Consider the following 23,528-nt stretch of genomic DNA (forward strand, 5'->3'; position numbering starts at 1 on the left):
CTAGAATTTCCCAAGACGATCGTCCTAGTCAAGGACTATGCTGAAGGACGTGTCCGATGCCACCACCCGCGAGCGGATGATCTCGACGGCGATGACGCTCTTCCGCCGCGAGGGCTACCAGGCGACGTCGTGGCGGCGGCTGGTCGAGCAGGCCGGGACGCCGTGGGGTTCGGCGTACCACCACTTCCCCGGCGGCAAGGAGCAGCTGGCCGTCGCCGCGATCGAACTCGGCACCGCTGTCGTAGCGAAGACGATCCGCCGCGCTTTCGAGCGCAACGAGACCGTCGAGGACGCCGTGAGCTGGTGGTATCGCAAAGCGGGCGAGGCACTGGCCGCGGACGGCTACCGCGGCGGCTGCCCGCTCGCCACGATCACGCTGGAGATGGCGCACGCGTCGCCCGCGATCACCGAGGCGTGCCGGCACGCGTTCGCCGCTTGGCATGTCCTGCTGGTGGAGCTGCTCGACGGCCACGACGCCGAGAACACCGAAGACCTCGCGACGGCCATCGTGAACAACCTCGAAGGCGCCCTGCTGGTAAGCCGGATCCGCCGGTCACCCGATCCGCTGGACCGGGCCGCGCGGCACGTCGCGCTCGTGACCCGCGCGGGCACCGGCGAGCCGGGGTAGCGTTCGGAGGCATGATCGGTCTGCCCGGCACCATCACGGCCTGCCTCTTCGACCTCGACGGCGTGCTGACCGGAACCGCCGCCCAGCACCGGGCAGCGTGGAAACGCACGTTCGACGACTTCCTGCGCACCCGCGACGGTGACACGTTCTCTCCGTTCACCGACACCGACTACGCGGCCTACGTCGACGGAAGGCCGAGGGCGGACGGCGTCCGCACCTTCCTCACCTCGCGCGGGATCGAACTGCCGGAGGGGAAGCCGGACGACGGCATCGACGCCGCCACCGTCAACGGCGTCGGGAACCGCAAGAACCAGCTGGTGCTGAAGATCATCGACGACGAGGGCGTCACCCCGTACCCAGGTTCCGTGCGGTACCTGGAAGCGGCAAAGGCGGCCGGACTGCGCATCGGCGTCGTCACGTCGTCGGCCAACGGCGCGAAGGTGCTCGACGCCGCCGACCTGACCAAGTTCGTCGAAGCGCGGATCGACGGGATCGTGATCGCCGAGAAGGGGTTGCGCGGCAAGCCCGCCCCCGATTCGTTCCTCGCCGGCGCCGAAGCCTTCGATGTCGCCCCCGCGAACGCGGCCGTCTTCGAGGACGCGCTCGCGGGCGTGCGGGCCGGAAAGGACGGCGGATTCGGTTACGTGGTCGGGGTGAACCGCGCGCACCAGGCGGGCGAACTGCTGTCGCATGGTGCCGACGTCGTGGTGGACGACCTAGCCGAGCTCCTGGAGGACCGCAAGTGACCGAATCGTTTCTCCGCGGCTACGAGGTCTCGCCGTGGGAGCTGCGCTGGCACGGCATGGACGTCGACGCGTTGCAGCGCACCGAATCGGCGTTCGCGGTGTCGAACGGGCACATCGGCCTGCGCGGCACGCTGGAGGAGGCCGAGCCCCGCGGCCTGCCGGGCACCTATCTCAACGGTTTCTACGAGCAGCACGACCTTCCCTACGCGGAAACCGGTTACGGCTACCCGGAAGAAGGGCAGACCGTCGTCAACGTGACCGACGGCAAGGTCATCCGGCTGCTGGTCGAGGACGAACCGCTCGACATGCGGTACGGGCAGGCGACCGACCACGACCGCGTCCTCGACTTCCGGAAGGGCACCCTCGCGCGCGACACCGTGTGGTCGTCGCCGACCGGGCGCCGGGTCCGGGTGAAGACCGAACGCCTGGTCTCCTTCACCCAGCGGGCCGTCGCCGCGATCCGGTACGAGGTCGAACCGCTCGACGACGAACTCCAGCTGGTCGTGCAGTCGGATCTGCTGGCGAACGAACCGGTCGAGTCCGACACGCGTGATCCGCGGGTCGCGGCGGCGCTGGAGTCGCCGCTGGTCGGCGAATACCACCACGCGGAGGAGTACCACGCCGTGCTGGTGCACCAGACCCGCCGGTCCGGGTTGCGGATGGCCGCCGCGATGGACCACAAGATCGACGTCTCCGACGGCGTCCGCACGCATATCGAGGCCGAGGAGGACCTGGCGCGGCTCACCATCGCCGCCGACGTGCCCAAGGGCGGACGGCTGCGGATCACCAAGTTCCTCGCCTACGGCTGGTCCGCGCAGCGTTCGGTGCCCGCCTTGCGCGCCCAGGTCGAGGCCGCGCTGGCCGGGGCCCGGCAGACCAGCTGGAAGGGCCTGCTCGCCGAGCAGAAGGAGTTCCTCGACGACTTCTGGGCGACCTCGGACATCGAGATCGACGGCGATCCGGAACTGCAGCAGGCGGTGCGGTTCGCGCTCTTCCATCTCCTGCAGGCCGGCGCCCGCGGTGAGGCGAGGGCCTTGGCGGGCAAGGGATTGACCGGTCCCGGTTACGACGGGCACGCGTTCTGGGACACCGAGACCTTCGTCCTGCCCGTGCTCACCTACAGCATGCCGGACGCCGCCAGGGACGCGCTGCGCTGGCGTCACTCCACTTTGGACAAAGCGCGGGAAAGGGCCACCCAGCTCGGTCTGCGCGGCGCCGCGTTCCCCTGGCGATCGATCAACGGCGCGGAATGCTCGGCGTACTGGCCGGCGGGCACGGCGGCGTTCCACGTCAGCGCGGACATCTCCGACGCCGTCGTGCGCTACCTCAACGCCACCGGCGACGACGACTTCATGCGGACCTGCGGCGCGGAACTGCTCCTCGAAACCGCGCGGATGTGGTTGTCACTGGGGCATTTCGACCGGCGAGGCCGGTTCCGGATCGACGGTGTCACCGGCCCGGACGAGTACTCCGCGGTGGCGGACAACAACGTCTACACGAACCTCATGGCACGCCGGAACCTGTTCTACGCCGCCGAAATCTGCGGTGCGCACGAGGACGTGGCGACCGCTTTCGAGGTCACCCAGGACGAGGTCGCGCAGTGGCGCAAAGCTGCCGAAGCGATGTTCGTGCCTTACGACGAGGACCTCGGCGTCCACCCGCAGTCCGAAGGGTTCCTGGAGCACGACGAGTGGGATTTCGAGGCAACGGAACCGGATTTCTACCCGCTGCTGCTGAACTTCCCGTACTTCGACCTGTACCGCAAGCAGGTGGTCAAGCAGGCGGACCTGGTACTCGCGCTGCACCTGTGCGGGGATTCCTTCACACCGGAGGAGAAAGCACGCGACTTCGCCTACTACGAGGCTCGGACAGTGCGGGATTCGTCGCTGTCGGCGGGGACGCAGGCCGTGGTGGCCGCCGAGGTCGGACATCTCGAACTGGCCTACGACTACCTCGCCGAAGCGGCGCTCACCGACCTGCACGACGTGCACAACAACGTCCGCAACGGCCTGCACCTGGCCTCACTGGCAGGCGCGTGGCAAGGCACCGTCGCCGGGTTCGGCGGGCTGCGCGACCACGGCGGACGGCTGACCTTCGCCCCCCGGCTACCGCCGCAACTGGAGCGCATCGCGTTCCGGCTGACCTTTCGCGGCACCCGGTTCCAGGTCGAGATCGACCGTGAGGGCGCGACGTATCACGTGATCACCGGGGAACCGCTGGAACTGGCGCACCACGGCGAGACCTTCACGGTGAACTCCGAGCCGGTGCGGCTGCCGATCCCGGCGCTCGATCCGGGTCCGGCCCCGGTGCAACCTCCGGGCCGCGCTCCGGCGCGAAGGCGGCCGAAGAGCACCTGACAGCTCAGTCCGGCGGTTCGATCGGCACTTCGCCGCTGCCCGGCACGCCGTCGACCTCCTCGGTGCCGTGCGGGCCGAGGTCACGGTTGGGCGCGCTCGGCACGTCGGTCTTCGGCTGGATCCCGCGCAGGTCGTCGAGGTCTTCTTCGTCGTCCTGCCCGAAGCTCTTCTTGCTTTCCCTCATATGTCCGGGGTACCCGTTCACGGCCGGATACGCCAGCTTTCAAGTGGATTTGTCAGGCGGCTTTCGCCGGTTTGCCGTCCAGCGTGACCAGCCCGTCGAGCATGCCGAGCAGCAGTCCGTCCCTGGTGGACCACGGGCAGATGGCGACCTGGCCACCGGAAAGCGTCAGCAGCGCCTCGGCGACGATCGCGCCCGCGAGCGCCTGGTGCGAGCGTTGCCGCGAGATGCCCGGCAGTTCGGCGCGGCTTTTCGCCGGCAGTTTCGCCAGCCTCGGGATCCACGCGCGAAGGTCGTCGAGGTGCAGTTCCCTGGAGCGGGACGGCCTGTCACCGGCGAGCCGGGCGAGTTGCCGGAGCACCTTGGAGCAGCCGACGGCGCGGTGATCCCGGATCTCCGGCAGCACGTCCTGCATCGCGTCGCGGACCTCGTCGAGCACGTGGTCCCGCATCGCCCGCACGACCTTGGGCGACGGGCACTCGGTGGCGAACCAGTCCCGCGTCAGCGAGCGGGCCCCGAGCGGCAGGGAATGCGCGAACCCGGCCTCCTCGGCGTTCCCCGCGGCGAGTTCGACGGTGCCGCCGCCGATGTCAAGCACCAGCAGCCCGCCCGCCGAAGCGCCGTACCACCGGCGCGCGCCGACGTAGGCCAGTTCGGCCTCGCGGCGGCCGGTGAGGAACCGCAGTTTGACCCCGGTCGCTTTCGCGACGTCGCAGACGACCTGCTTCACGTTCGCCGCGTCTCGGATCGACGACGTGGCGAGCGGGTACACATCCTCGACACCGTGTTTGGCGGCCATGGTCTTGCCCGCCTCGACGGCGGACGAGACCGCGTCGATGCCGCGCCTGGTCAGGTTTCCGTCATCGTCGAGTTCCCTGTCGAGCCGCAGCCGTGTCTGGTGGCTCAGCACGGGATCGAGCGGTGAACCGCCCTTGGCCAGTACCACCAGCCGTGCACTGAACGACCCGACATCCAGGACCGCGGCGGACGGCTCGCCGATCTGCTTGCGCACGCGAGGCACCTCACCTTCGTCGCGAACGTATTCCCCCGAGGTCTCGCTTCCACTCCTGATAATGGCGGATTTTCCGGCCGTTCAGGCGTGGTTTACGTTGTCTTTCCACCGGAAGCCCGGTTTTTGACCACGATGGGGGTACACCGGCGCAGGTCAAGTATACCGTATCGATACAGGTGAGAGGTTCGACTCCTTCGCGTGGCTAACCAACGAGTTCGCGAAGCTTCGAAACCTGGGCGACGCGGGCCTCGCGGCCGGGCAGCATCGGGTTGACCACGAGCGTGGTCGCGCCGGCCTCACGGAAGGCGGCCAGCCGCTCCTTGACGTACCCCTCGGGACCGATCAGCGAGATCGCCTTGATCAGCTCCTTCGGCACCGCCGCGGCGGCTTCGTCCTTCTTGCCGTCCAGGTACAGATCCTGGATGAGCTTGGCTTCGGCTTCGTAGCCGTACCGCTGAGCGAGACTGTTGTAGAAGTTCTTGCCGCGGGCACCCATGCCGCCGATGTACAGCGCCAGCATGCCGCGCAGGTGGTCCAGCAGCCCGTCGACGTCGTCCCCGATCGCCAGCGCGGTGCCGACGAAGGTGTCCAGCTCACCCAGTGACGGGTCGCGCTTCGCCTTGCCCTCGGCCAGCGACGCGCCCCAGACCTCGGAGGCCTTCTCGGGGTGGAAGAAGATCGGCTCCCAGCCCTCGGCGAGTTCGGCGGTGAGCGCGACGTTCTTCGGGCCGATCGAGGCCAGCAGGATCGGGATCCGCTCGCGCACCGGGTGGTTGATCAGCTTCAGCGGTTTGCCGAGGCCCGTGCCCTGCTCCGGCGGCAGCGGGATCGTGTAGTGCGTGCCGGAGTGCACGACCTTCTCCCGCCGCCACACCTGACGGCAGATGTCGATGATCTCGCGGGTGCGGCCGAGCGGCGCGTCGTACTTCACGCCGTGGAAACCCTCGATGACCTGCGGGCCGGACGCGCCGATGCCGAGGGTGAACCGGCCGTCGGAGACGAAGTCGAGCCCGGCGGCGGTCATCGCGGTCAGCGTCGGCGTGCGCGTGTAGATCTGGAAGATGCCGGAGGCGATCTGGACCCGCTCGGTCTTCGCCGCGACGTAGCCGAGCTGGCTGACCGCGTCGAACGAGTAGGCCTCGGGGACGAAGACGATGTCCAGTCCGGCCTTCTCCAGCTCGACGATGTCCGCCACGCTCTCGGCGAAGCCACCTGCGTAGTTGATCGCGGTCCCGATCCTCATCGGCATCTCCTCACAAGTTACTGAGCGTTCGCTTAGCGATAGTATGCCCGGTGCAGGGTCGCCGCGAACTCGAGGACGATGCCGCCGTCTTCGTGCATCCGCCGCGCTCCCTCGAGGAACCGGCGGCGGAACTCCGCGCCGCGCTCGGGCGGCAGCGCCGGGACCATTTCGGCGAGGCCTCGCGGCATCATCCAGTCCCACAGCGCGTCCGGACCGGACAGTGGTTTTGGCAGCTCGACGGTCTCCCGCGTCAGGTCCACGAAACCGGCTTCGCCAAGCAAGGCGTCGAGCCGGTCGTGAGTCAGCGGCCCGCGCCGCGCGTCCTGCGGTTCGGCGGCGCCGCCGGGCGCGAAGAACTCCACGCTCAGGTCCTGGAACCACGCCAGCCTGCCGACGGACTGACGTTCGAGGGACAGCGCGACGGCTCCTCCCGGCACCAATACCCGCCGGAACTCGGTGAGCGCACCCAGCGGATCGTCGAGGACCTGCATCACGAACCCGGCGGTGACCAGGTCGAACGACCCGTCCGCGAACCCCGTCCGGTAGAGATCCCCTTCGCTCGCGGAGATCTCCGGATGCTCTTCGGCCAGCCGTCGCATCATCAGCGGTGACGCGTCGATGGCGGTGACGGCGCAGCCCTTGGCCAGCGCCGCGCGCGCGACCGCCCCGCGCCCGGCCCCGGCGTCCAGAAGCCGGGCGCCGGGCGCCGGATCCGCGAACTCGACGAGGTCCCTCCCCACATCGGCGACGTAGAAGAAGATGTCCTCGTAGCGGTCGACGAGCTGGTCGTACTTGGCCTTCGCCTGGGCTGCGGTCACCATCGGGCGAGGGTAATGACGGCCTGACTCGTCGAGATACCGCTGACTGTGTGCGGTCAGCTCACTGCGCGGCCACCCAGGCCTTCACCACGTCGTCCAGCACCCGCAGCGGCAGGATCCCGTTGCTCAGCACGACCTCGTGGAAGCCCTTGATGTCGAAGCGGTCGCCGAGGGCGGCCTCGGCCTCGGCGCGGATCCGCTCGATCTCCAGCCGTCCCACCATGTACGACAGCGCCTGTCCAGGGAACGCGGCGTAGCGGTCGATCTCGGCCTCGATCTCCACCTTGGCCATCGGCGTGTTCTCGGCGAGGTAGTCGACGGCCTGCTGACGGCTCCAGCCGAGCGCGTGCATCCCGGTGTCGACCACCAGGCGACCGGCGCGCATCGAGTCCTGGGTGAGCATGCCGAACTTCGTCAGATCGCTGGAGTACAGGCCCATCTCGTCGGCGAGGCGCTCCGCGTAGAGACCCCAGCCCTCGACGTAGGCGTTGACGTCGGCGTGACCGCGCAGCATCGGCAGGCCCTTGAGCTTGTGCGCGATGCAGATCTGGAAGTGGTGCCCCGGAACGGCTTCGTGGAAGGCGATCGCCTCGCTCGTGTGCTTCGGGCGCAGCTCGGCCTCGTAGGTGTTCGCGTAGTAGGCGCCCGGCCGCGCACCATCGAGCGACGGCTCGATGTAGTACGCGAGCGTGCCACCGGGAGCCTCGGCCGGCGGGACCGGCTCGACCTGGCACTGCTCCTCGGGAATGGTCGAGAACCACTGCGGGGCAACGGCTTCGGCGCGGGCGATGGTGTCGCGCGCGGCTTGGAGCAGCTCGTCGCCGTCTCGCCAGCGAAGAGCCGGGTCGGTGCGGAGCCGCTCGAAGATCTCGCCGAGATCCTTGGTACCGAAGATCTTCTCGCCCAGTTCGCGGTACTGGTCGGCCAGCTTCGCGATCATGTCGAGGCCGGTGTCGTGCAGATCCTGAGCGGTGCGCCTGGTGGAGGTGTGCGCCCGGATCAGCGCGGCGTACTTTTCCTGCCCGCCGGGAAGCGCGCACAAGCCCGGCTCCTCCTCGGGCTTCGCCACGGGACGCAGCTCGGTGGCGAGGAAGTCGCGGTACCGGACGTAAGCGGGGCGGACGACCTCGGCCAGCAGGCGGTCCCGTTCGGCTTCGTAGCCCTCCACGGAAACGGACGCGGTGAGCGCCAGCGGGTCACCCGCCTCGTCACCGAGATAGCGCTCCACGTAGGCGATTCCGCTTTCGACGAGGAAACCGGGCGGGACCAGCCCGTCGGCCGCCGCCGCGCGCTGGCGCACGATGAGGGCGTCCAGGTAGCCGCCGATCCCGTCCAGCCGCCGCAGATAGCCCCGGACCCTTTCCTCGTCGTTCAGCGTCAGCACCGCGAGCTCGTTGAGCAGGAACAGCGCGGGCGAGGCGAGGCCGTCGCTGACCGAGAACTCGGAGGCACGGGCGTCGGTCGCGTCGACCATCGCCTCCGCCTGCTGGATCACGACCTCGCGGGTGACCGCCTCGACCGGGGAAAGACCTTCGGTGCCAAGGGCTTTGGCCCGCTCGGCGATGGCGACCGCCGACGCGCGCCGCTCGGCGGCGGCCTCCGCGCTCGGATCCGGCATGGCACCCTCGTCACCGGGAAGCCCGAGCAGCGAACGCCACAGCGGGAGCTCTTCGAACTTGAGTTCCATCAGCTCTTCGGCGAGGCCGTTCGGGGTGTCGCCGTGTCCGGCGACCCAGTCGCGGACCACCCCGTCGAGCACCGAAAGCGGCAGCGCGCCGCCACCGAGCACGACGTCGTGGAAGGCCTTGATGTCGAACCGGCTGCCCAGCGTCAGTTCGGCTTCCGCGCGGATGCGCTGGATCTCCAGCCTCCCCACCATGTACGACAGTGCCTGACCGGGGAAGGCGATGTACCGGTCCACTTCGGACTCGATCTCGACCAGCGCCATCGGCGTGTTCTCGGTGAGGAAGTCGATGGCCTGCCGACGGCTCCAGCCCAGCGCGTGCAGCCCGGTGTCGACGACCAGGCGACCGGCGCGCATCGAATCCATGGTCAGCATGCCGAGTTTCGCGACGTCGTCGGAGTACAGGCCCATCTCGTCGGCGAGGCGCTCGGTGTAGAGACCCCAGCCCTCGGCGTAGGCGTTGAAGTCGCCGATGCGGCGCAGCACCGGGAGCTCGCTGAGTCCCTGCGCGAGGCTCAGCTGGAAGTGGTGGCCGGGGATGGCCTCGTGGAACGCCGTCGCCTCGGCCGCGTGCCGGAACCGCTCCTCCGCCTTGTGGGTGTTGGCGAAGTAGATGCCCGGCCGGGAGCCGTCGACCGCGGGCCACATGTAGTACGCGGCGGGCGCGCCGGGCGCGGATTCGGCGGGGACCGGCTCGACCGTCCACGGCTGCGGCGGGATCCGGCCGAACCAGTTCGGCGCCTCGGCTTCGGCCCTGGTGATGGCCGCGCGAGCGGAGTCGAGCAGCTCGTCGGCGCTGGACCAGCGCAGCGCCGGGTCGGTGCGGAGCTTGGTGAAGATCTCGGTGAGGTCGGTGGTGCCGAAGACGCGGGAGCCGTACTCGCGGTACTCGGCGGCGAGTTCCGCGATCACGTCGAGCCCGGTCTGGTGCAGCTCACGCGGGGTGCGGACGGTCGTGGTGTGCATTTCGGCGAGCAGGGCGTAGATGTGCTCGCCGTCGGGCAGCCAGCAGACGCCGGGTTTGTCCTCGGGGCGGCCGTGCGGCGCGATCTCGTTCGCGAGCACGTCGCGGTACTCGGCGATCGCGGGCCGGACGACGTCGCGCAGCAGAGCGGCGCGCCGGGTCTCGAAGTCGTCGTCGGGCGCGGGCTGGCGCAGCAGCGGATCGGCCGACGGCTCGGCGAGGTGCCGGTCGAGGTACGCGACGGTGGCGTCGACGAGGTACGCGACCGGGAGCAGGCCACGGGCGACGCCGTCACGATGCCGCTGCGCGGCCTGCCGCAGATATTCCGGGATCGCGGCGATCCGCCCCAGGTGCGCCTCCGCCTGCGCGCCCGTCCCGACCGACATCATCGGCAGCACGGTGAGCACCTCGGCGGCGGGCGAGATGAACAGGTCACTCACGGTGAACTCGACGAACCGCGAGTCCAGCAGCGCGATCCTCGCCCGCGCCGTCGCGATCAGGACGTCACGGGTGGTCTTCTCCTCCGCGCTCAGGCCCTCGGCGCCGAGTGCCTCGGCCCGCTCGGCGAAGTCGGCCAGCTTCGCGCGGAAAGCGTTTCCCGCCGCCTCGCTGAGATCGGTGAGCCCCGTCGACTCCGGACGGAAGCCCTGCAAAGCGGGCATGACCGGCTCGGCGTCGAAGAGGGCTTCGACGAACTCGTCGGCGAGGGCGGAGACTGCGCTCATGTGTTTCTTCCCCAGTGGTCGGTGGAGGCGGTATCCCCGACCCTAATGGAGAGCGCGACCTACCGAAGCCGGGATTTGCCGCACCGGACGGCCACTCCCGCGGCGCCGGGGGCGAGACGGTAGCGTTGCCGGTCGTGGCCGTGACCGATCCCGTGGACATCCGCCTGCTCGCCGCCCTCGCGGACCTGGGCAAGGCGGCCGTGCACGAACTCGCGGCCAAGGTGGGCATGGATCCGCGTGAGGTCGCGTACCGTCTGGTCGCCCTCTCCGGGAGCGGGTTGCCGCTGCTCGTGGGCGTGGAAAGCGACCCGAACGGCTTACGGGCCGCCATCGCGGGCTCGCCGCCCTCGTGGGCTCAGCAACCTCAGCAGCCCCCACAACCTCAGCAGCCTCAGCGACCGCCGGGGCAGTCCGGGCCGCACAACGTCCAGGGCACCCCTTCCGGGCCGTACACCGTCCAGGGGACGCCGTCGGGCCCGTACAACGTGCACGGCACGCCGTCGGGCCGCTACCCCGGTCCGCCGTCGGCCCCGGTGCGCCCGCCGATGGCGCCGCCCCAGCAGCCGCCGCCGCGTCCGCCCGCCCCGCAGCAGCAGTTCGCGCCCCCGATGGCGCCCGCGGACCCGGTGATGAGCACCTGGGGCGTTCCGCAGACCGCGTCCTGGGCCCGCGGCGACGAGCAGCAGGCCGCCGCGCCCCGGCCGGTCCCGGAGGGCAAGAAGGGCAAGACCGGCGACGTCATGGAGACCCAGGGCCTGGAGGGCGAGCAGCTCACCGTCCAGTTGCTCGAGGTCCAGGACCCGGCGGACTACCTGTTCAGCGCGGCCGGCTACTCCCTGGAGGCCGGGGAACGGTCGGTCGTGGTGCACACCGAGATCACCAACCGCGGGAACATCCCGTTCGTGTCGCTGCCGGACAATTACCTCGAACTGCTCAGCGCGGACGGCAAGCCGATCGCGAAGGCGCCGGTCTCGCTGACCTCGCGGCCGCCGCACAAGATCGGCGTCCGGCCCGGCGAGACGCTCGGCGGGCACACCGTCTACGTGCTGCCGGACGCCACCCGCGTGGTCGCCGTGCGCTGGTCGCCGCGGCCGGAACCGGACGAACGCACGCTGACCTGGTCGATCGACGACTGAGCGCGGTTCAGGTCGACCGCCGGACGACTTCTTCATGAAGTCTCCGGGCCTTCGGATCGGGAAACGTAACCAGCAGCGCAGCGGCTTCGGTCCAGTGCCTACGAGCTTCCACAGCTTCACCTGCCGCGTGCAGCGCATACGCGAGGTGGTTCAGTGAAAGTGCCAGCTGCCACCGATCGGCCTGCTCGCGATGCACGGCAACCGCCAGCCTGTGGAAATCGGCCGCTTCCGACGGCCGCCCCAACGCCATGTACGCCTCACCGGTGCAGTCCCAAGCCTGCGCTTCACGACCTCGGTCACCTTGCTGCCGCTGCAACACGGCCGCGCGTTGGGAGGCGGTAAGTGAGTCTTCGGGACGCCCCTGCAGCCGCAGAATACGACCGAGCTCGATCAACCAATAGGCTTCTCGTGCGCGGCTCGACAGTTCACGGGCTTGGGAAAGTGCTTGCTCGATCGAATGCATCGCCCCGGCCAGATCACCTTGCTCACGCTGAATCATGGCGAGGAGATACAAGGCATGCCCTTCGCTGACCCGTATTCCCTGTGCCCGGTAGCTGTCCAATGCCCACAAGACCAGCCGCCTCGCCTCCTCCAACGCGTCGCTCTCCAGCGCGACCTGAGCGAGGTTCGCCGCCGCCAGCGCCTCCCAATAGACTTCGCCCAGCTCTCTCATCACGGTCATGCTGATTTCGTAGGCATGCCGGGCCGCGATGAAATCCCTCCGTTCGAAGCAGAGAAGACCCAGTCCGTTCTGAGCGAGGGCTTCGCCGAAACGATCGCCAAGCTCGTGGCAGACCTCGAGGGTACGACCGTAGTACTGTTCACTGTCCGCAAGCCGACGCGCTCGATAGCACACCATCGCCAGGCTCTCCAGCAATTGTGCCTCAGCCGCCCGGTCCCCGAGCTTTCGCGCCTCACGCAACCCGATCTCGGAAGTGACGAACCAGTCGTCCACGGGCATGACCGCGAGGTAGGTGCCGCGTAGGACCACGGCCAGCTGCCAGGCGATCCGGGACAGCCCCGCGGCAGCGGCGGCCTGGACAGCGGCTACCAGGTTGGCGCGCTCCGTCTCAAACCAACCGAGTGCGCTTTCCTGATCGGAAAACGTCAGGGGAACCACACTCACGTCGGCCGGGACGAGCTGGACCCGAGGTTCGGCTGGGTTGACCGCAACCTGCACGGAATCCGCGGTATGCAGATACCAGTCCAAGATTCGACCCAGGACTTCGGCACGCTCCTCCGACGACTCTTCGTCCCGCGCCTGATCGGTCGCATAGGTACGCAAGAGGTCATGGAACTGGTACCGATCAGACCCACTCTGTTCGACAAGGTGCACTCCGGCGAGAATGTCCAGCTGCTGTTTGGCCTGCCCACCACGAATGCCCGCCAATGCCGCTGCGGCCTCCGCGCTGAACTCCGGTCCGGGATGCAGACCCAGCAACCGGAACAGTCGAGCGGAATCCGCGGTCAAAGCTCGATACGACCAGGCGAACGCGGTGCGAACCGCGTCGCTCTCCTCGTCGTCACCTGTGGACAGGGCATCCCAGAGTCCGGACTCGTCGCGCAGATCCTCGACCAATTCACCGAGCGGTATCCGATGACGACGAACAGCGCGTTCCGCCGCGATGCGCAGAGCCAGGGGAAGCCGCGCGCACAACCGGGCCAGTTCGAAAAGTTCGACCTCGTTGTCCTCTGCCCGGTAGCCCGCGGTCACCGCACGCAACAAAGCGACGGCTTGCTCTGCGGTCAGGACATCGAGGCTCACCCGATGCGCACCATCGCGCACGAACAGCCCCGAAAGGCGGCTGCGGCTCGTCACCACCACCAAACAGCCGACCGTTCCGGGCAACAACGGGCGCACTTGCCCTACCGTCGCAGCGTTGTCAAGGAAAACCAGCATGCGCCGGTCCGCCAGCAGGGACCGGAACATCGCGGCCATTTCATCGAGCTCGGACGGGATCGCGGTCGGCGGAACGTCGAGTGACCGCAGAAATCGATCGAGTACCTGCGTTGCCGTGACCGGTAGCCCCGGATCATATCCACGCATGTTCGCGTACAGCTGCCCGTCCGGAAATCTGTCGCGCACCCGGTGCGCCCAATGCAGGGCCAAAGAGGTCTTGCCGACCCCTGCTGTACCGACGACCATTGAGACCGCGATGGCCTCACCATCCACGAGAACGCTGTCGAGACGTTCGAGCTCAGCGGCGCGATTCACGAATCCACGCACATCGCCTGGCAGCTGTCGCGGGACTCGACTCGAGGCCTGAGGCGTCCCGTGGAAGTGGACGTCACCGTGAATTGCGCCCGCCTGGACCACGTCGCTCGCTGTTCCGGACAGCTCCGAATGAGTACCCGCATTTCGCGGATACTCATCCTGCTCATCCGAACTCGTCACACCCGTCCCGGCGGTGGCAAATGCGCAATTTCCCGATCGAAGTAACTGATCAAGTCCTCGCCTTTTTCGTATATTTTCTCAATGAAGTCGTTACATTTCAGCATTGTCTCGACACCATCGTACCGGATTCCACCGTTCGGTGTTCCACTCTCTTCATAGAGAATTTCGTAGACCACATCCGGCCCCACCGTCAGCAGCTCAGGAAGCAAGCCGTCTTGTTCATATTCGACAACAGCTTCCGAGCCAACGACGCGAATTTTCTCTCCACTCTCAGCACTCATTTTCAGGGAATACAGTTCCCAGTGAACATATGGCGTGAGCGGCCGTTCAATGACTCGCAAACGAAACAGGTCGATGCCGCGATCAGCCGCTTCCCGGAAGAGTTTTTCGTGCGCAGGGCGCAGTTCAGCCGTCAGCCGGAGGGCTTCGTCCCAGTCACCGCGAGCGAACGCTTCCCATCGAGCGTGACCAGGTTGCCGGAAGTCTTGCCTCCGCTCAAGCTTCCACGACGACTGACTCGGCGAACGGTCGAATCTTTCATTGTAGTCGACATTATAGGCATCCTGCGTCAAACGAACTCCCGGCGCCGCACCGAGAAAATCAAGCATCAGGAATGTCCGCCTTCGCCGCGATGAGCGTCGCCCTGGGGATTACAACCAGGTCCTCGTCACTCCCCAACGACACACCATTCGGCAGCCTTGCAGAGTATGCCGATGTCAAGTTTCGTCCGATCACGGCGACATCACCATTGTCCAGTTCCCAAATATCTGGGCAATTATTCCGGATGTCCGACTTGTCCAGTTCTTTCGCCGATTTGCCCAGCCGCCGCGCGAACGCGGCCGCAGGATCCGCTTCCCAAGGTCGAGTCATGCCGTCCCTCCAAGCCCTCGCTGGCGCCACTCAAGGTAGCAGCCTGTTCACTGTCCGATCAATCGCTGTCCGATCGATGGCAGCCAAGCAAGCACAAAAGATCACAAGCATCTCAACGAGGCGGAAGGACTCAGTTCTCGTCCTGCAGGATCCGCAATGCGTTCGCCAGATCGTCCGGGTACTCGGACTCGAACTCGACCCAGCGCCCGTCGGACGGATGCGCGAAACCGAGCGTCTTGGCGTGCAGCCACTGCCGGGAAAGCCCGAGCTTCCGCGCGAGCACCGGGTCGGCGCCGTAGGTCAGGTCGCCGACGCACGGGTGCTTGAGCGCCGAGAAGTGCACGCGGATCTGGTGGGTGCGGCCGGTCTCCAGCTTGATCTTGGCCAGTGACGCGGCACGGAAGGCCTCGACGACCTCGTAATGCGTGACGCTGGGCCGCCCGCCCTGGACGACGGCGAATTTGTAGTCGTGCCGGGGGTGCCGGTCGATGGGCGCGTCGATGGTGCCGCGCGTCGGATCGGGATGGCCCTGGACGATGGCGTGGTAGCCCTTGTCGACGGTGCGTTCCTTGAACGCCCGCTTCAGCACGGTGTACGCGTGCTCGCTCTTGGCCACGACCATCACGCCGGTGGTGCCGGCGTCCAGCCGGTGGACGACGCCCTGGCGTTCGGCCGCTCCCGAGGTCGCGATCCGCAGCCCGGCGGCGGCGAGCCCGCCGACGACGGTCGGCCCGGTCCAGCCGGGGCTCGGGTGCACGGCGACGCCGACCGGCTTCGAGATCACCACGATGTCGTCGTCGTCGTGCAGGATCTGCATGCCCTCGACATGCTCCGCGACGACCTCGATGGCCGAGGCCGGGTCGGGCAGCGTCACTTCGAGCAGCCCGCCTGCGGACAGCCGGTCCGACTTCCCGGCGGGCCTGCCGTCGAGGAAGATCTCGCCGGATTCGGCCAGCTCCGCCACGACAGTGCGGGAGAGTCCCAGTAGTTTCGCCAGTCCCGCGTCGACGCGCATGCCGTCGAGCCCGTCGGGAACGGGCAACATCCGCGCGCTCATTCGCTTGCCGCCTTCTTCTTGTCCTTTGTAGACGATCCGTCGTAGTCCTTGCCCAGCAAGGAGAGGATCACGATGAGCACACCGCCGACGCAGATCGCGGAGTCGGCGACGTTGAAGATCGCCCAGCCCTGCCCGTTCGGCGCGAACGCGGAGATCATGTCGACCACGTGCCCCTGCAGCGGGCCGGGGGCGCGGAAGATCCGGTCGGTCAGGTTGCCGAGCGCGCCTGCCAGCACCAGGCCGAGGCCGATCGCCCAGCCGACCGAGCGCAGCCGCCGGGCCAGCCAGATGATGGCGACCACGACGGCGACCGCGACCAGCGCGAGCACCCAGGTCAGCCCGGTCGCCATCGAGAAGGCGGCACCGGGGTTGCGCACCAGCTGGAAGTACACCAGCCCGCCGAGGAACTCGACCGGCCGCTTGCCCTCCAGCGTCGACACCGCGATCTGCTTGGTGAGGAGGTCGATCCCCCACAGCACCGCGGCGACGACGAACACGACGACGACGCGCTTCTTGGGCAGCGGCGGCGCCGGTGGCGCGGTTTCGGGCTCTGTGCTCACACCCCCATTGTCCACTGAGCTTGCTCAGGCCTCCTCGGCGGCCGCCTTCGGCCTGCTCAGCAGTGCCGCGAACGCCCCGGCGAGCGCGACCAGCGACGACAGCAGCAACGCGAGCTGTCCTTGGGCGAGCACGACCGCGCAGAGCACGTAGGCCGCGGTGACGACCAGCACGAGCACGCTGCTCTCCAGCCAGGCGAGCAGGGCAAGGCCCACCGTGAGGAGGACCGCGGTCCGCACGTCACCGGGCATGTCGAGCTTCGCCAGGCCACTCAGATCCGCCAGCGCGATGATGGCCAGCCCGCCGACGACGGTCACGAGGACCACCCACCACGGCACGACTCTCCCCTCGCGCCTCATCCGCAGCGTGTAGTACAGCGCGGTACCGGCGTAGATCACGAACACGGCGAAGAACCAGGCGTCCATCCGGCCGACGTCGCCGAACGCGACGGCTATGGCGGTGTTGCTTTCCCGGCTCATCTCCACGCCGGGGCCGACGCCGTACAGCCCGCCGGTCCCGTAAGGCGCATAACCGGCCCGGCCCTCGTACCGGCCCGTGCCGACGGATGAAGCCACCACCGCCAGTTGGGCGAATCCCAGTAGTGCCAGCGGAAACCAGTAACGCGGTCGCTCATTCCCCATGCGGGACGAGGGTAGTGGGTCAGGCGCAGAACGGGGGAAGCTCCCGCGGGTCGTTCTCCGGAACCCAGCGGCCTTCCGGCTTTTCGTACTGCCAGCGCGCGCCGCGGGCGACGATCTGGCGCAGTGCCAGGACGACCCGGTCCACGTGTTCGGTGGTGCTGCCGAGGCCGAGGCTGACCCGCACGGCCTGCTGGCCTGTCGAACCGGCGGCGGAGATCAGCCGTTTGGTCGCGACATGCGCGCAGAACGCGCCGTCCCGGACGCCGATGCCGTACTCCGCGGACAGCACCGCGGCGAGCCAGCCGGGGTCGAAGCCGTCGACGACGAAGCTGAGCGTGCCGACCCGGTCGACCGGCGCGTCGAACAGCCGCAGCTCGGCGAATCCGGGGATACCGGCGAGACCGCGACGCAGCCGCGCCAGGAGTTCGTCCTCGTGGGCGACGATCGCGTCCCAGTTCGCGGCCAGCGTCTCGCAGGCGACACCGAGCGCGTAGACGCCGACGGTGTTGGGGGAACCGGCTTCGTGCCGCTCGGCACCGGCGTTCCAGACCACGCCGAGCTCTTCGGAGTCTCGGGTGACGAGCTTCGTCGCGCCACCACCGGCGAGGTACGGCTGGGCGGCGCGCAGCCAGTCGGCGCGGCCGATCAGCGCGCCGGCACCGAAGGGCGCGTACAGCTTGTGGCCCGAGATCGCGACGTAGTCGACGTCCAGTTTGCGCACGGAGATCTTGCGGTGCGGTGCGAGCTGCGCCGCGTCGAGCGCGATCCGGGCGCCGTGCCGCCGGGCGACGGCGGCGATCTCCTTGACCGGCAACAGTTCCCCGGTCACGTTGGACGCGCCGGTGATGACGACCAGCCGCGGTCCCTGCGGGCAGTCCGCGAGTGCTTCGTCCACAGCGGACACCGCGGCGAGGCGGGTGCGCGGGGTCTGGATCCGGCGGACGTTCGGACCCTTCCACGGCAGCAGCGCGGCGTGGTGGTCGGTGTCGAACACGACGACCGACGTGTGCTTCGGCAGGCTGCGGGCGAGAAGGTTGAAGGAATCGGTGGTGTTGCGGGTGAACACGACGGTGTCGGTCGACCGCGCGTCGACGAAGTCCCGCAGGATTCCGCGCGTGCGCTCGTAAAGCTTGGTGGAGATCTGCGAGGCGAATCCGGCGCCGCGGTGGACGCTGGCGTACCAGGGCAGGAATTCGTCGACCGCGTCGCGCACCTTGTCCAGACAGGGAGCGCTCGCCGCGTGATCGAGGTTGGCGTAGCCGATGTCGCCGCCGGTGACCAGCGGAACCCGCAGATCGGCGCACGCCACCGTCGGAATTTCTTGCGACACAATGGTTTCCGCGACAGCGGCGGGGGTGCTGGTGCGTTCGAGAGCGAGAGTCATCGTCATCCTCCGGGCCAGGGGACCCGACGAGGATCCCGCGCTTGCCCGTCGCACCGCGCGACAGGCCAGGTCCTCACCCGGGGCACCCCACCGCGGAAGGAGGGTTGCCGGTCAGCTAGCCGGGGCTTGACGCTGACACTCGTGACCTACGAACGAAGTTAGCGGATGGACCGGCGATCGAGCCACCCCTTGTCCGGATGTTGAGACGCCGGTCACGCATCGCGCAACCGAGGAGAACCGTTGCCCGGCGCCGCGCCGCGCCAGGCAACGGGAGGTCAGACGCGGAATCGGCCCGGCAACGGGACGATCGAACGCGAAGAGACCTCGGTCGCGGTACCGGAGTACTGATCGGTGCCCGCGGTGAACTGCCAGCCGCCGAAGGTCTTGCCGTCGACAGCCTCGCCATGCGCCTCGGCGACCTTCGTCGAGACCTCGTCGTAGGACAGGCCGTTCCAGTTGCCCGCGTCGACGCCGAAGTCGCGCGAGTCGCCGCCCTTGGCGGTGGCCGCGGGCAGGGTCCACAGGGTGAAGTGCACGTGGGCGCCGGTGCTGCTGCCGCCGCAGGGCAGCGCGTTGCCGGTCCGGCCGAGAGCGTCGCCGGGGGCGACCTGCTGGCCGTCGGTGACCGAAATGCGCTCCATGTGGTAGTAGCCGGTCCGCCAGCCGCCGTCGTGGTCGACGGTCACCCAGTCGCCGCCGTCGCAGTGCTGGATCCGGACCGTGCCCGCCAGCGGAGCGCGGACGGTCTTGTCGCCGGGGCTGAAGTCGATGGCGTTCTTCACGCCGGAGTTCCCGTTGTCCGAGTGGATCCCCGCCGAGTAGACCGACTGGCCCGCGTCGAAGGGCAGCCCGAACGCGGGGAACGCGCCGGCCGCCGACGCCGCCGGTGCGGCGAGAACCACCCCGACGAGTGCGGCCGCCACACCCAGACCGGCGAACCGCGCAGGAAGTTTCGTCACCTTGCGTACTCCTTACCCCGTGACACTCACCCATTCGATGGAGTCGATTGCCGGGAAAGTAATCCAAAAGGAGTACAAAAGGGAAGAATTTTCTGAGATCAACCGACGAACAGCTGGTGCCGGTTCGTGACCTACTGGCCGGATTCGCCCTTCCACCTGGCGAGGCGTCCGGCGCGGTCGACGGCACGGAGCCGTCGTTCGGCCGTGTCACGGGCGTCGGAGGTGGTCACGACGAGTAACTGGTCGCGTTCCTGGAGCCGGGTGTTCTTGTTGGGCGTGAAGCCGGTGCCGTCGCGGACGAGGAGGCTGATCGTCGCCCCCACCGGCAGCCGCAGTTCGGCCAGGTAGACGCCGTGCATCTTCGATCCGGCGTTGATGCGGACCTGCAGGAGTTCCGCGCCCATCTCGTCGAGGGGCGCCGAGTCGACGTCGATCTCGTGCGCTTCGGAATGCTGAGCCAGTCCGAGCACCCTCGCGAGCGGCGTCAGCGTCGCCCCTTGGAGCAACGTCAGCACGATGACCAGCACGAACACCGCGTCGACCAGCTCCTGGGCGCCGGGCACCCCGGACGACAGCGGGATGAGCGCGAGCACGATCGGGACCGCCCCGCGCAACCCGGCCCAGGACAGGAACACCTGTTCTCGCCAGGGGATCTTGAACGGCAGCGCCGACAGCACCACCGAGAGCGGCCGGGCGAGCAACAGCACCACCGCGCCCGCGACCAGGCCCTGGACCAGGCTTTCGAAGATCCTGCCCGGCGAGGCGAACAGGCCGAGCAGCACGAACAGCCCGATCTGCGCGAGCCAGCCGAGCCCTTCGGCGAAGGACAGGGTGTCCGACCGGTGCGGCAGCTTCGAGTTCCCCAGCACCAGTGCCGCGACGTAGGTGGCGAGCAGGCCCGACGCGTGGGCGAGCTGCCCGCTCGAATACGCCACGACGCAGACCGCCATCGTGGCCAGCGGGTACAGACCGGTCGCCGGGAGCGCGGCCCGTCTCAGCGCCTGCGCCCCGATCCAGCCGAACGCCAGGCCGATCACCAGCCCGGCCGCGAGTTCGTAGACCACGAGCAGCGGCAGCGACCAGTCCACCGTCGTGCCCTCGGCGAGCACGACGACGGCGATGTAGGCCGGGGCGTCGTTGATCCCCGACTCGATCTCCAGCGCACCGACGAGCCGTTTCCCGATACCCGCCGATCTCAGCACCGAGAAGACCGCGGCGGCGTCGGTCGAGGCCAGCACCGCGCCCCAGAGCAACGCCATCCGCCAGTCCAGGTCCAGCAACCAGTGCAGGGCGGCGCCGGTGACCGCGATGCTCACCGCCACGGCCACTGTGGACAGTGCGATCCCGATGCCCAGCGAGGGTTTCACGGCCGTCCACCGGGTGGTGAGGCCACCTTCGGAGAGGATCATCACCAGTGCGGCGAGGCCGAGGGACTGGGTGAGCTCGGGGTTGTCGTAGTGGATGCCGAACCCGGCTTCGCCGAGCAGGACCCCCATCCCCAAGTACAGCAGCAGCGAGGGAAGGCCGACCTTGATCGACACCCGGACGGCGATCACCGCGACGAGCAGGACCGCACCACCGGTGCCGAGGACGAGCGGGAGCTGCTCCATGTCGCCTCCCGTCCGGTCGCCGTGAGGGCTCCAGAATAGTGAGGCGGTGATCGTCACTCGATCGTGTACCGGTCGAAAACCGTCCGGATAGCCTGTGTTACAGACTGTCCTTTACGGACTGCGCAGGGCCGCCAGGTCGACACCGAGGTCCGCGAACGGTTTCTCGGCCGCGGGCAGGACTTTCACCGCGCGGTTGCCCTCACGGGACAACCAGCCGGCGCTCACTCCGTGAGACAGTAACGCCGCGGGGACGCGGCCCGCCAAATGATCACGGCGCACTGTCCAATCGAGACAGTCGCGCAACATCGGGCGGCGGCTCTCGGCGATCTCCACGCCGAGAGCGCCGAACACCTCACGGCCGCGGCCGGTCAGGGCCAGGCCGTCGGCCTCGGCGATCAGCCCGGTAGAGAGCATCCCGTCCCGCAGCGCAACGGCGACCGTCCCGGCGAGGTGGTCGTAGCAGGTCCGGGCGAACTCGAGCCGCTTCACCCGCACCGACGAGCGCAAACCCTTCACCGGACGGTGTTCGGCGTGCTGCGCCAGATGCTCGATCAGCTCCGCCACACGGGGGTCGGCGATCCGGACGTAACTGTGCCGCCCCTGTTTGACCCGGACCACGAACCCGGCCTCGGTCAGCTTCGTCACGTGCTCGCTCGCCGTCGACGCCGCCACCTTGGCCGCCCCGGCCAGCTCGGTCACCGTCCAGGCACGTCCGTCGAGCAGCGCGAGGCACATCGACGCTCGGCTCGGATCGGCGAGCACGGCCGCGACCTCGGCCAGGGCGATCGTTTCCATGCGTTCACCGTAGAAGACCCACGATTCGGCGAGGGCCGAACCGTCAGCCCGCCAGGAACTTGGCCGCCAGTCCGACCGCGGGTCCGGAGTCGTTGGAACCTTCGAGCAGGACGGCGAAAGCGACGTCCCCGCGATAGCCGACGAACCAGCCGTTGGCGTCGGCGCCCGAACCGAACTGCGCTGTCCCTGTCTTGCCGAAGACGGTGCCGCTGCTCTTCAGCGCCTTCGCGGTCCCCGTCGTGCAGACCTCGCGCATCATCGCCCGGACCTGGTTCAGCACCCCGGCGGGCGGGGCCTGGTAACCGGCGTTGACCTTGGTCTCCAGCCCCTGCCACAGCTTCGGCACCACCGGCTTCCCGGTGGCGACCGTGGCCGCCATCAGCGCCGCGCCCAGCGGGCTGACCTGTACCCTTCCCTGTCCGATGCCGGCCTCGACCTTCTCGTCGCCGCTGCTGGACGGCTCCACCTTCCCGGTTTCAGTGGCCAAACCGGGGATCTCGAAGTCCGCGTTGAGGCCGAGCTGCGTCGCCGCCTTCGCGAGGCCGTCCGCGGGCAACTGCCCGGCGAGCCGCCCGAAGGTCGTGTTGCACGACGCGGCGAACGCGGTCTTCAGCGAAACGGTCCCCAGGTCGAACCCGTTCTCGTTCTTGAGCGTGCGTGTCCCGATCTGCTCACTGCCGGGGCAGGCCACCGGCGTGTCGGCGGAGACCCCGCCCTGCTGCAACGCCGCGGTCGCGGTGGCGATCTTGAAGGCCGAGCCCGGCGAGTACAGGCCGCTGAGTGCCTTCGGCTGGTTGCCTGCCGCGCCGTTCTGCGCGACCGCCAGGAGTTCGCCCGAGGTCTTCATCGCGACGATGATCGCCGACCCCTTGAAACCGTCGACGGCTTTCTGCGCGGCGGTCTGCGATGCCACGCTCAACGTCGAGACCAGCGGCTTGTCGGTCTCGGTGGCCTGCCCGAAGAGGGTTTCGACCGGTTTGCCGGACGCGTCGACCCGCGAAACGGTGACCGTGGCCGGGGTCCCGGTGCCGCCGTTCTGCTCGGACGCGACCTTGGACAGCGCACCCTGCAGGAGCGGCGCGACACCGGCCGCGTCACCGCCGACGAGGGCTTTTCCGTCCCTGTCGGCCACGGCCGGCTTGGCCGTGGCGCGGGCGAGGGAGAGCTGCTGACCGCCTTCGAGCTTCGGGTGGATCACCGACATCGCCCAGCGGACCACCCATTTCCCGGCGTTGCGGACCAGTTCCAGCTTGCCTTCGTACCGCCAGACGCTGTTGCCGGGGAAGCTCCACGCGGCGTGGAAGGTGGCCGACGTCGTGGTCGCGTCCCCCGCCGTGGTCGGGACCTCGCCCAAGGTCGTCTTGACCGGCGCCGAGCCGAGCGCGCCGCGCGTCGCGGACAGGGCGGCGGTGGCCGCCGCCGGGTCGTCGACCGGCGCACCGGTCAGGTCCCCGGTGTCGAACCGCTGCAGGAACCGGGCCGCGACCTGGGCGGGGCTGCCGTACGCGCTCTCGGTGGGCTCCCCCGGTCCGCCGGAGGCCGCGGGCGCCCGATCCTCCCTGGCCAGCAGCACCACCGCGGCCACCACGACGGCGACGACCGCCAGCGCGGCGCCGATCAGGATCCCTCTTTTCCGGGCAGGACTCATGAACTCGCTCTCCCCCAGTACGGCGCGCACCCCTCGCGCGCGCCCCCGTGCGTCAGCCTGCCGATTGCTCACCAGCAAGGCGGCACGGGGGCGAGAAAGCGACTGTTCCGAATCCGT

20 protein-coding genes and 1 riboswitch are annotated in these 23,528 nt (G+C 68.7%); of the genes, 4 read left to right on the top strand and 16 right to left on the bottom strand.

Features of this window, described 5'->3' with window-relative positions:
* Positions 1-49 precede the first annotated feature (49 nt).
* From AMYAL_RS0105210 to AMYAL_RS0105220, 3 genes are read left to right on the top strand one after another with little or no spacing between them, the layout of a single operon-like run.
* A complete protein-coding gene (locus AMYAL_RS0105210) occupies positions 50-628 on the top strand; it encodes a TetR/AcrR family transcriptional regulator (RefSeq protein ID WP_245192801.1) in 579 nt (192 codons plus the stop codon).
* A gap of 11 nt (positions 629-639) precedes the next feature.
* On the top strand, positions 640-1,374 hold the full coding sequence (locus AMYAL_RS0105215; RefSeq protein WP_020630258.1) for an HAD family hydrolase: 735 nt from the start codon (positions 640-642) through the stop codon (positions 1,372-1,374).
* Positions 1,375-1,430: 56 nt separating this feature from the next.
* Entirely contained in the window at positions 1,431-3,731 is a 2,301-nt protein-coding gene (locus tag AMYAL_RS0105220) for a glycoside hydrolase family 65 protein (protein ID WP_093976438.1), read from the top strand.
* A gap of 4 nt (positions 3,732-3,735) precedes the next feature.
* On the opposite strand, the gene AMYAL_RS0105225 is transcribed toward AMYAL_RS0105220, so the two are convergent.
* From AMYAL_RS0105225 to AMYAL_RS0105245, 5 genes are all read right to left on the bottom strand, one after another.
* Complete coding sequence (locus tag AMYAL_RS0105225) at positions 3,736-3,915, bottom strand: hypothetical protein (protein WP_020630260.1); 180 nt, start codon at positions 3,913-3,915, stop codon at positions 3,736-3,738.
* A gap of 52 nt (positions 3,916-3,967) precedes the next feature.
* Complete coding sequence (locus AMYAL_RS0105230) at positions 3,968-4,924, bottom strand: Ppx/GppA phosphatase family protein (RefSeq protein WP_020630261.1); 957 nt, start codon at positions 4,922-4,924, stop codon at positions 3,968-3,970.
* Between the two features lie 202 nt (positions 4,925-5,126).
* On the bottom strand, positions 5,127-6,167 hold the full coding sequence (locus AMYAL_RS0105235; protein ID WP_020630262.1) for an LLM class F420-dependent oxidoreductase: 1,041 nt from the start codon (positions 6,165-6,167) through the stop codon (positions 5,127-5,129).
* 32 nt (positions 6,168-6,199) lie between these two features.
* Entirely contained in the window at positions 6,200-6,988 is a 789-nt protein-coding gene (locus tag AMYAL_RS47760; RefSeq protein WP_020630263.1) for a class I SAM-dependent methyltransferase, read from the bottom strand.
* Between the two features lie 58 nt (positions 6,989-7,046).
* Complete coding sequence (locus AMYAL_RS0105245; protein WP_020630264.1) at positions 7,047-10,358, bottom strand: DUF885 domain-containing protein; 3,312 nt, start codon at positions 10,356-10,358, stop codon at positions 7,047-7,049.
* A gap of 134 nt (positions 10,359-10,492) precedes the next feature.
* Here AMYAL_RS0105245 and AMYAL_RS0105250 point away from each other — a divergent pair, with 134 nt between their 5' ends.
* On the top strand, positions 10,493-11,494 hold the full coding sequence (locus AMYAL_RS0105250) for an AsnC family protein (protein ID WP_026466763.1): 1,002 nt from the start codon (positions 10,493-10,495) through the stop codon (positions 11,492-11,494).
* Between the two features lie 7 nt (positions 11,495-11,501).
* On the opposite strand, the gene AMYAL_RS0105255 is transcribed toward AMYAL_RS0105250, so the two are convergent.
* From AMYAL_RS0105255 to AMYAL_RS0105295, 11 genes are all read right to left on the bottom strand, one after another.
* Positions 11,502-13,709, bottom strand: a complete 2,208-nt coding sequence (locus tag AMYAL_RS0105255; protein ID WP_020630266.1) for an ATP-binding protein — start codon at positions 13,707-13,709, stop codon at positions 11,502-11,504.
* 176 nt (positions 13,710-13,885) lie between these two features.
* A complete protein-coding gene (locus tag AMYAL_RS49200; protein ID WP_157358199.1) occupies positions 13,886-14,497 on the bottom strand; it encodes a DUF6879 family protein in 612 nt (203 codons plus the stop codon).
* Positions 14,490-14,759: a hypothetical protein gene (locus AMYAL_RS48325; RefSeq protein WP_084702090.1), complete on the bottom strand. Its 270-nt coding sequence runs from the start codon at positions 14,757-14,759 to the stop codon at positions 14,490-14,492. Before AMYAL_RS48325 ends, AMYAL_RS49200 begins: the two co-directional genes overlap by 8 nt.
* Positions 14,760-14,889: 130 nt before the next feature.
* Positions 14,890-15,816, bottom strand: coding sequence for an RluA family pseudouridine synthase (locus tag AMYAL_RS0105260; protein WP_020630267.1), 927 nt, complete (start codon positions 15,814-15,816; stop codon positions 14,890-14,892).
* Positions 15,813-16,376, bottom strand: coding sequence for a signal peptidase II (gene lspA, locus AMYAL_RS0105265; protein WP_020630268.1), 564 nt, complete (start codon positions 16,374-16,376; stop codon positions 15,813-15,815). The genes AMYAL_RS0105260 and lspA overlap by 4 nt, the downstream gene beginning before the upstream one ends.
* Positions 16,377-16,400: 24 nt before the next feature.
* Positions 16,401-17,015: a hypothetical protein gene (locus AMYAL_RS0105270; RefSeq protein ID WP_157358200.1), complete on the bottom strand. Its 615-nt coding sequence runs from the start codon at positions 17,013-17,015 to the stop codon at positions 16,401-16,403.
* 19 nt (positions 17,016-17,034) lie between these two features.
* On the bottom strand, positions 17,035-18,399 hold the full coding sequence (locus AMYAL_RS0105275; RefSeq protein WP_020630270.1) for an aminotransferase class V-fold PLP-dependent enzyme: 1,365 nt from the start codon (positions 18,397-18,399) through the stop codon (positions 17,035-17,037).
* A 32-nt stretch (positions 18,400-18,431) separates the two neighbouring features.
* Positions 18,432-18,546: riboswitch (SAM riboswitch) on the bottom strand.
* Positions 18,547-18,674: 128 nt separating this feature from the next.
* The gene (locus AMYAL_RS0105280) at positions 18,675-19,358 is read right to left on the bottom strand and encodes a M23 family metallopeptidase (RefSeq protein ID WP_020630271.1); all 684 of its coding nucleotides are present in this window, start codon (positions 19,356-19,358) and stop codon (positions 18,675-18,677) included.
* A gap of 131 nt (positions 19,359-19,489) precedes the next feature.
* Entirely contained in the window at positions 19,490-20,968 is a 1,479-nt protein-coding gene (locus tag AMYAL_RS0105285; RefSeq protein ID WP_020630272.1) for a potassium/proton antiporter, read from the bottom strand.
* 111 nt (positions 20,969-21,079) lie between these two features.
* Positions 21,080-21,763 (bottom strand): ArsR/SmtB family transcription factor, encoded by a 684-nt coding sequence (locus AMYAL_RS0105290; RefSeq protein WP_020630273.1) that lies wholly within the window; start codon positions 21,761-21,763, stop codon positions 21,080-21,082.
* Between the two features lie 43 nt (positions 21,764-21,806).
* Positions 21,807-23,411 (bottom strand): penicillin-binding transpeptidase domain-containing protein, encoded by a 1,605-nt coding sequence (locus AMYAL_RS0105295; RefSeq protein ID WP_020630274.1) that lies wholly within the window; start codon positions 23,409-23,411, stop codon positions 21,807-21,809.
* Between the last annotated feature and the right edge of the window lie 117 nt (positions 23,412-23,528).

Origin of the sequence: Amycolatopsis alba DSM 44262, from assembly GCF_000384215.1 — a bacterium.
In the GTDB taxonomy this organism is placed as follows: Bacteria; Actinomycetota; Actinomycetes; order Mycobacteriales; family Pseudonocardiaceae; genus Amycolatopsis; species Amycolatopsis alba.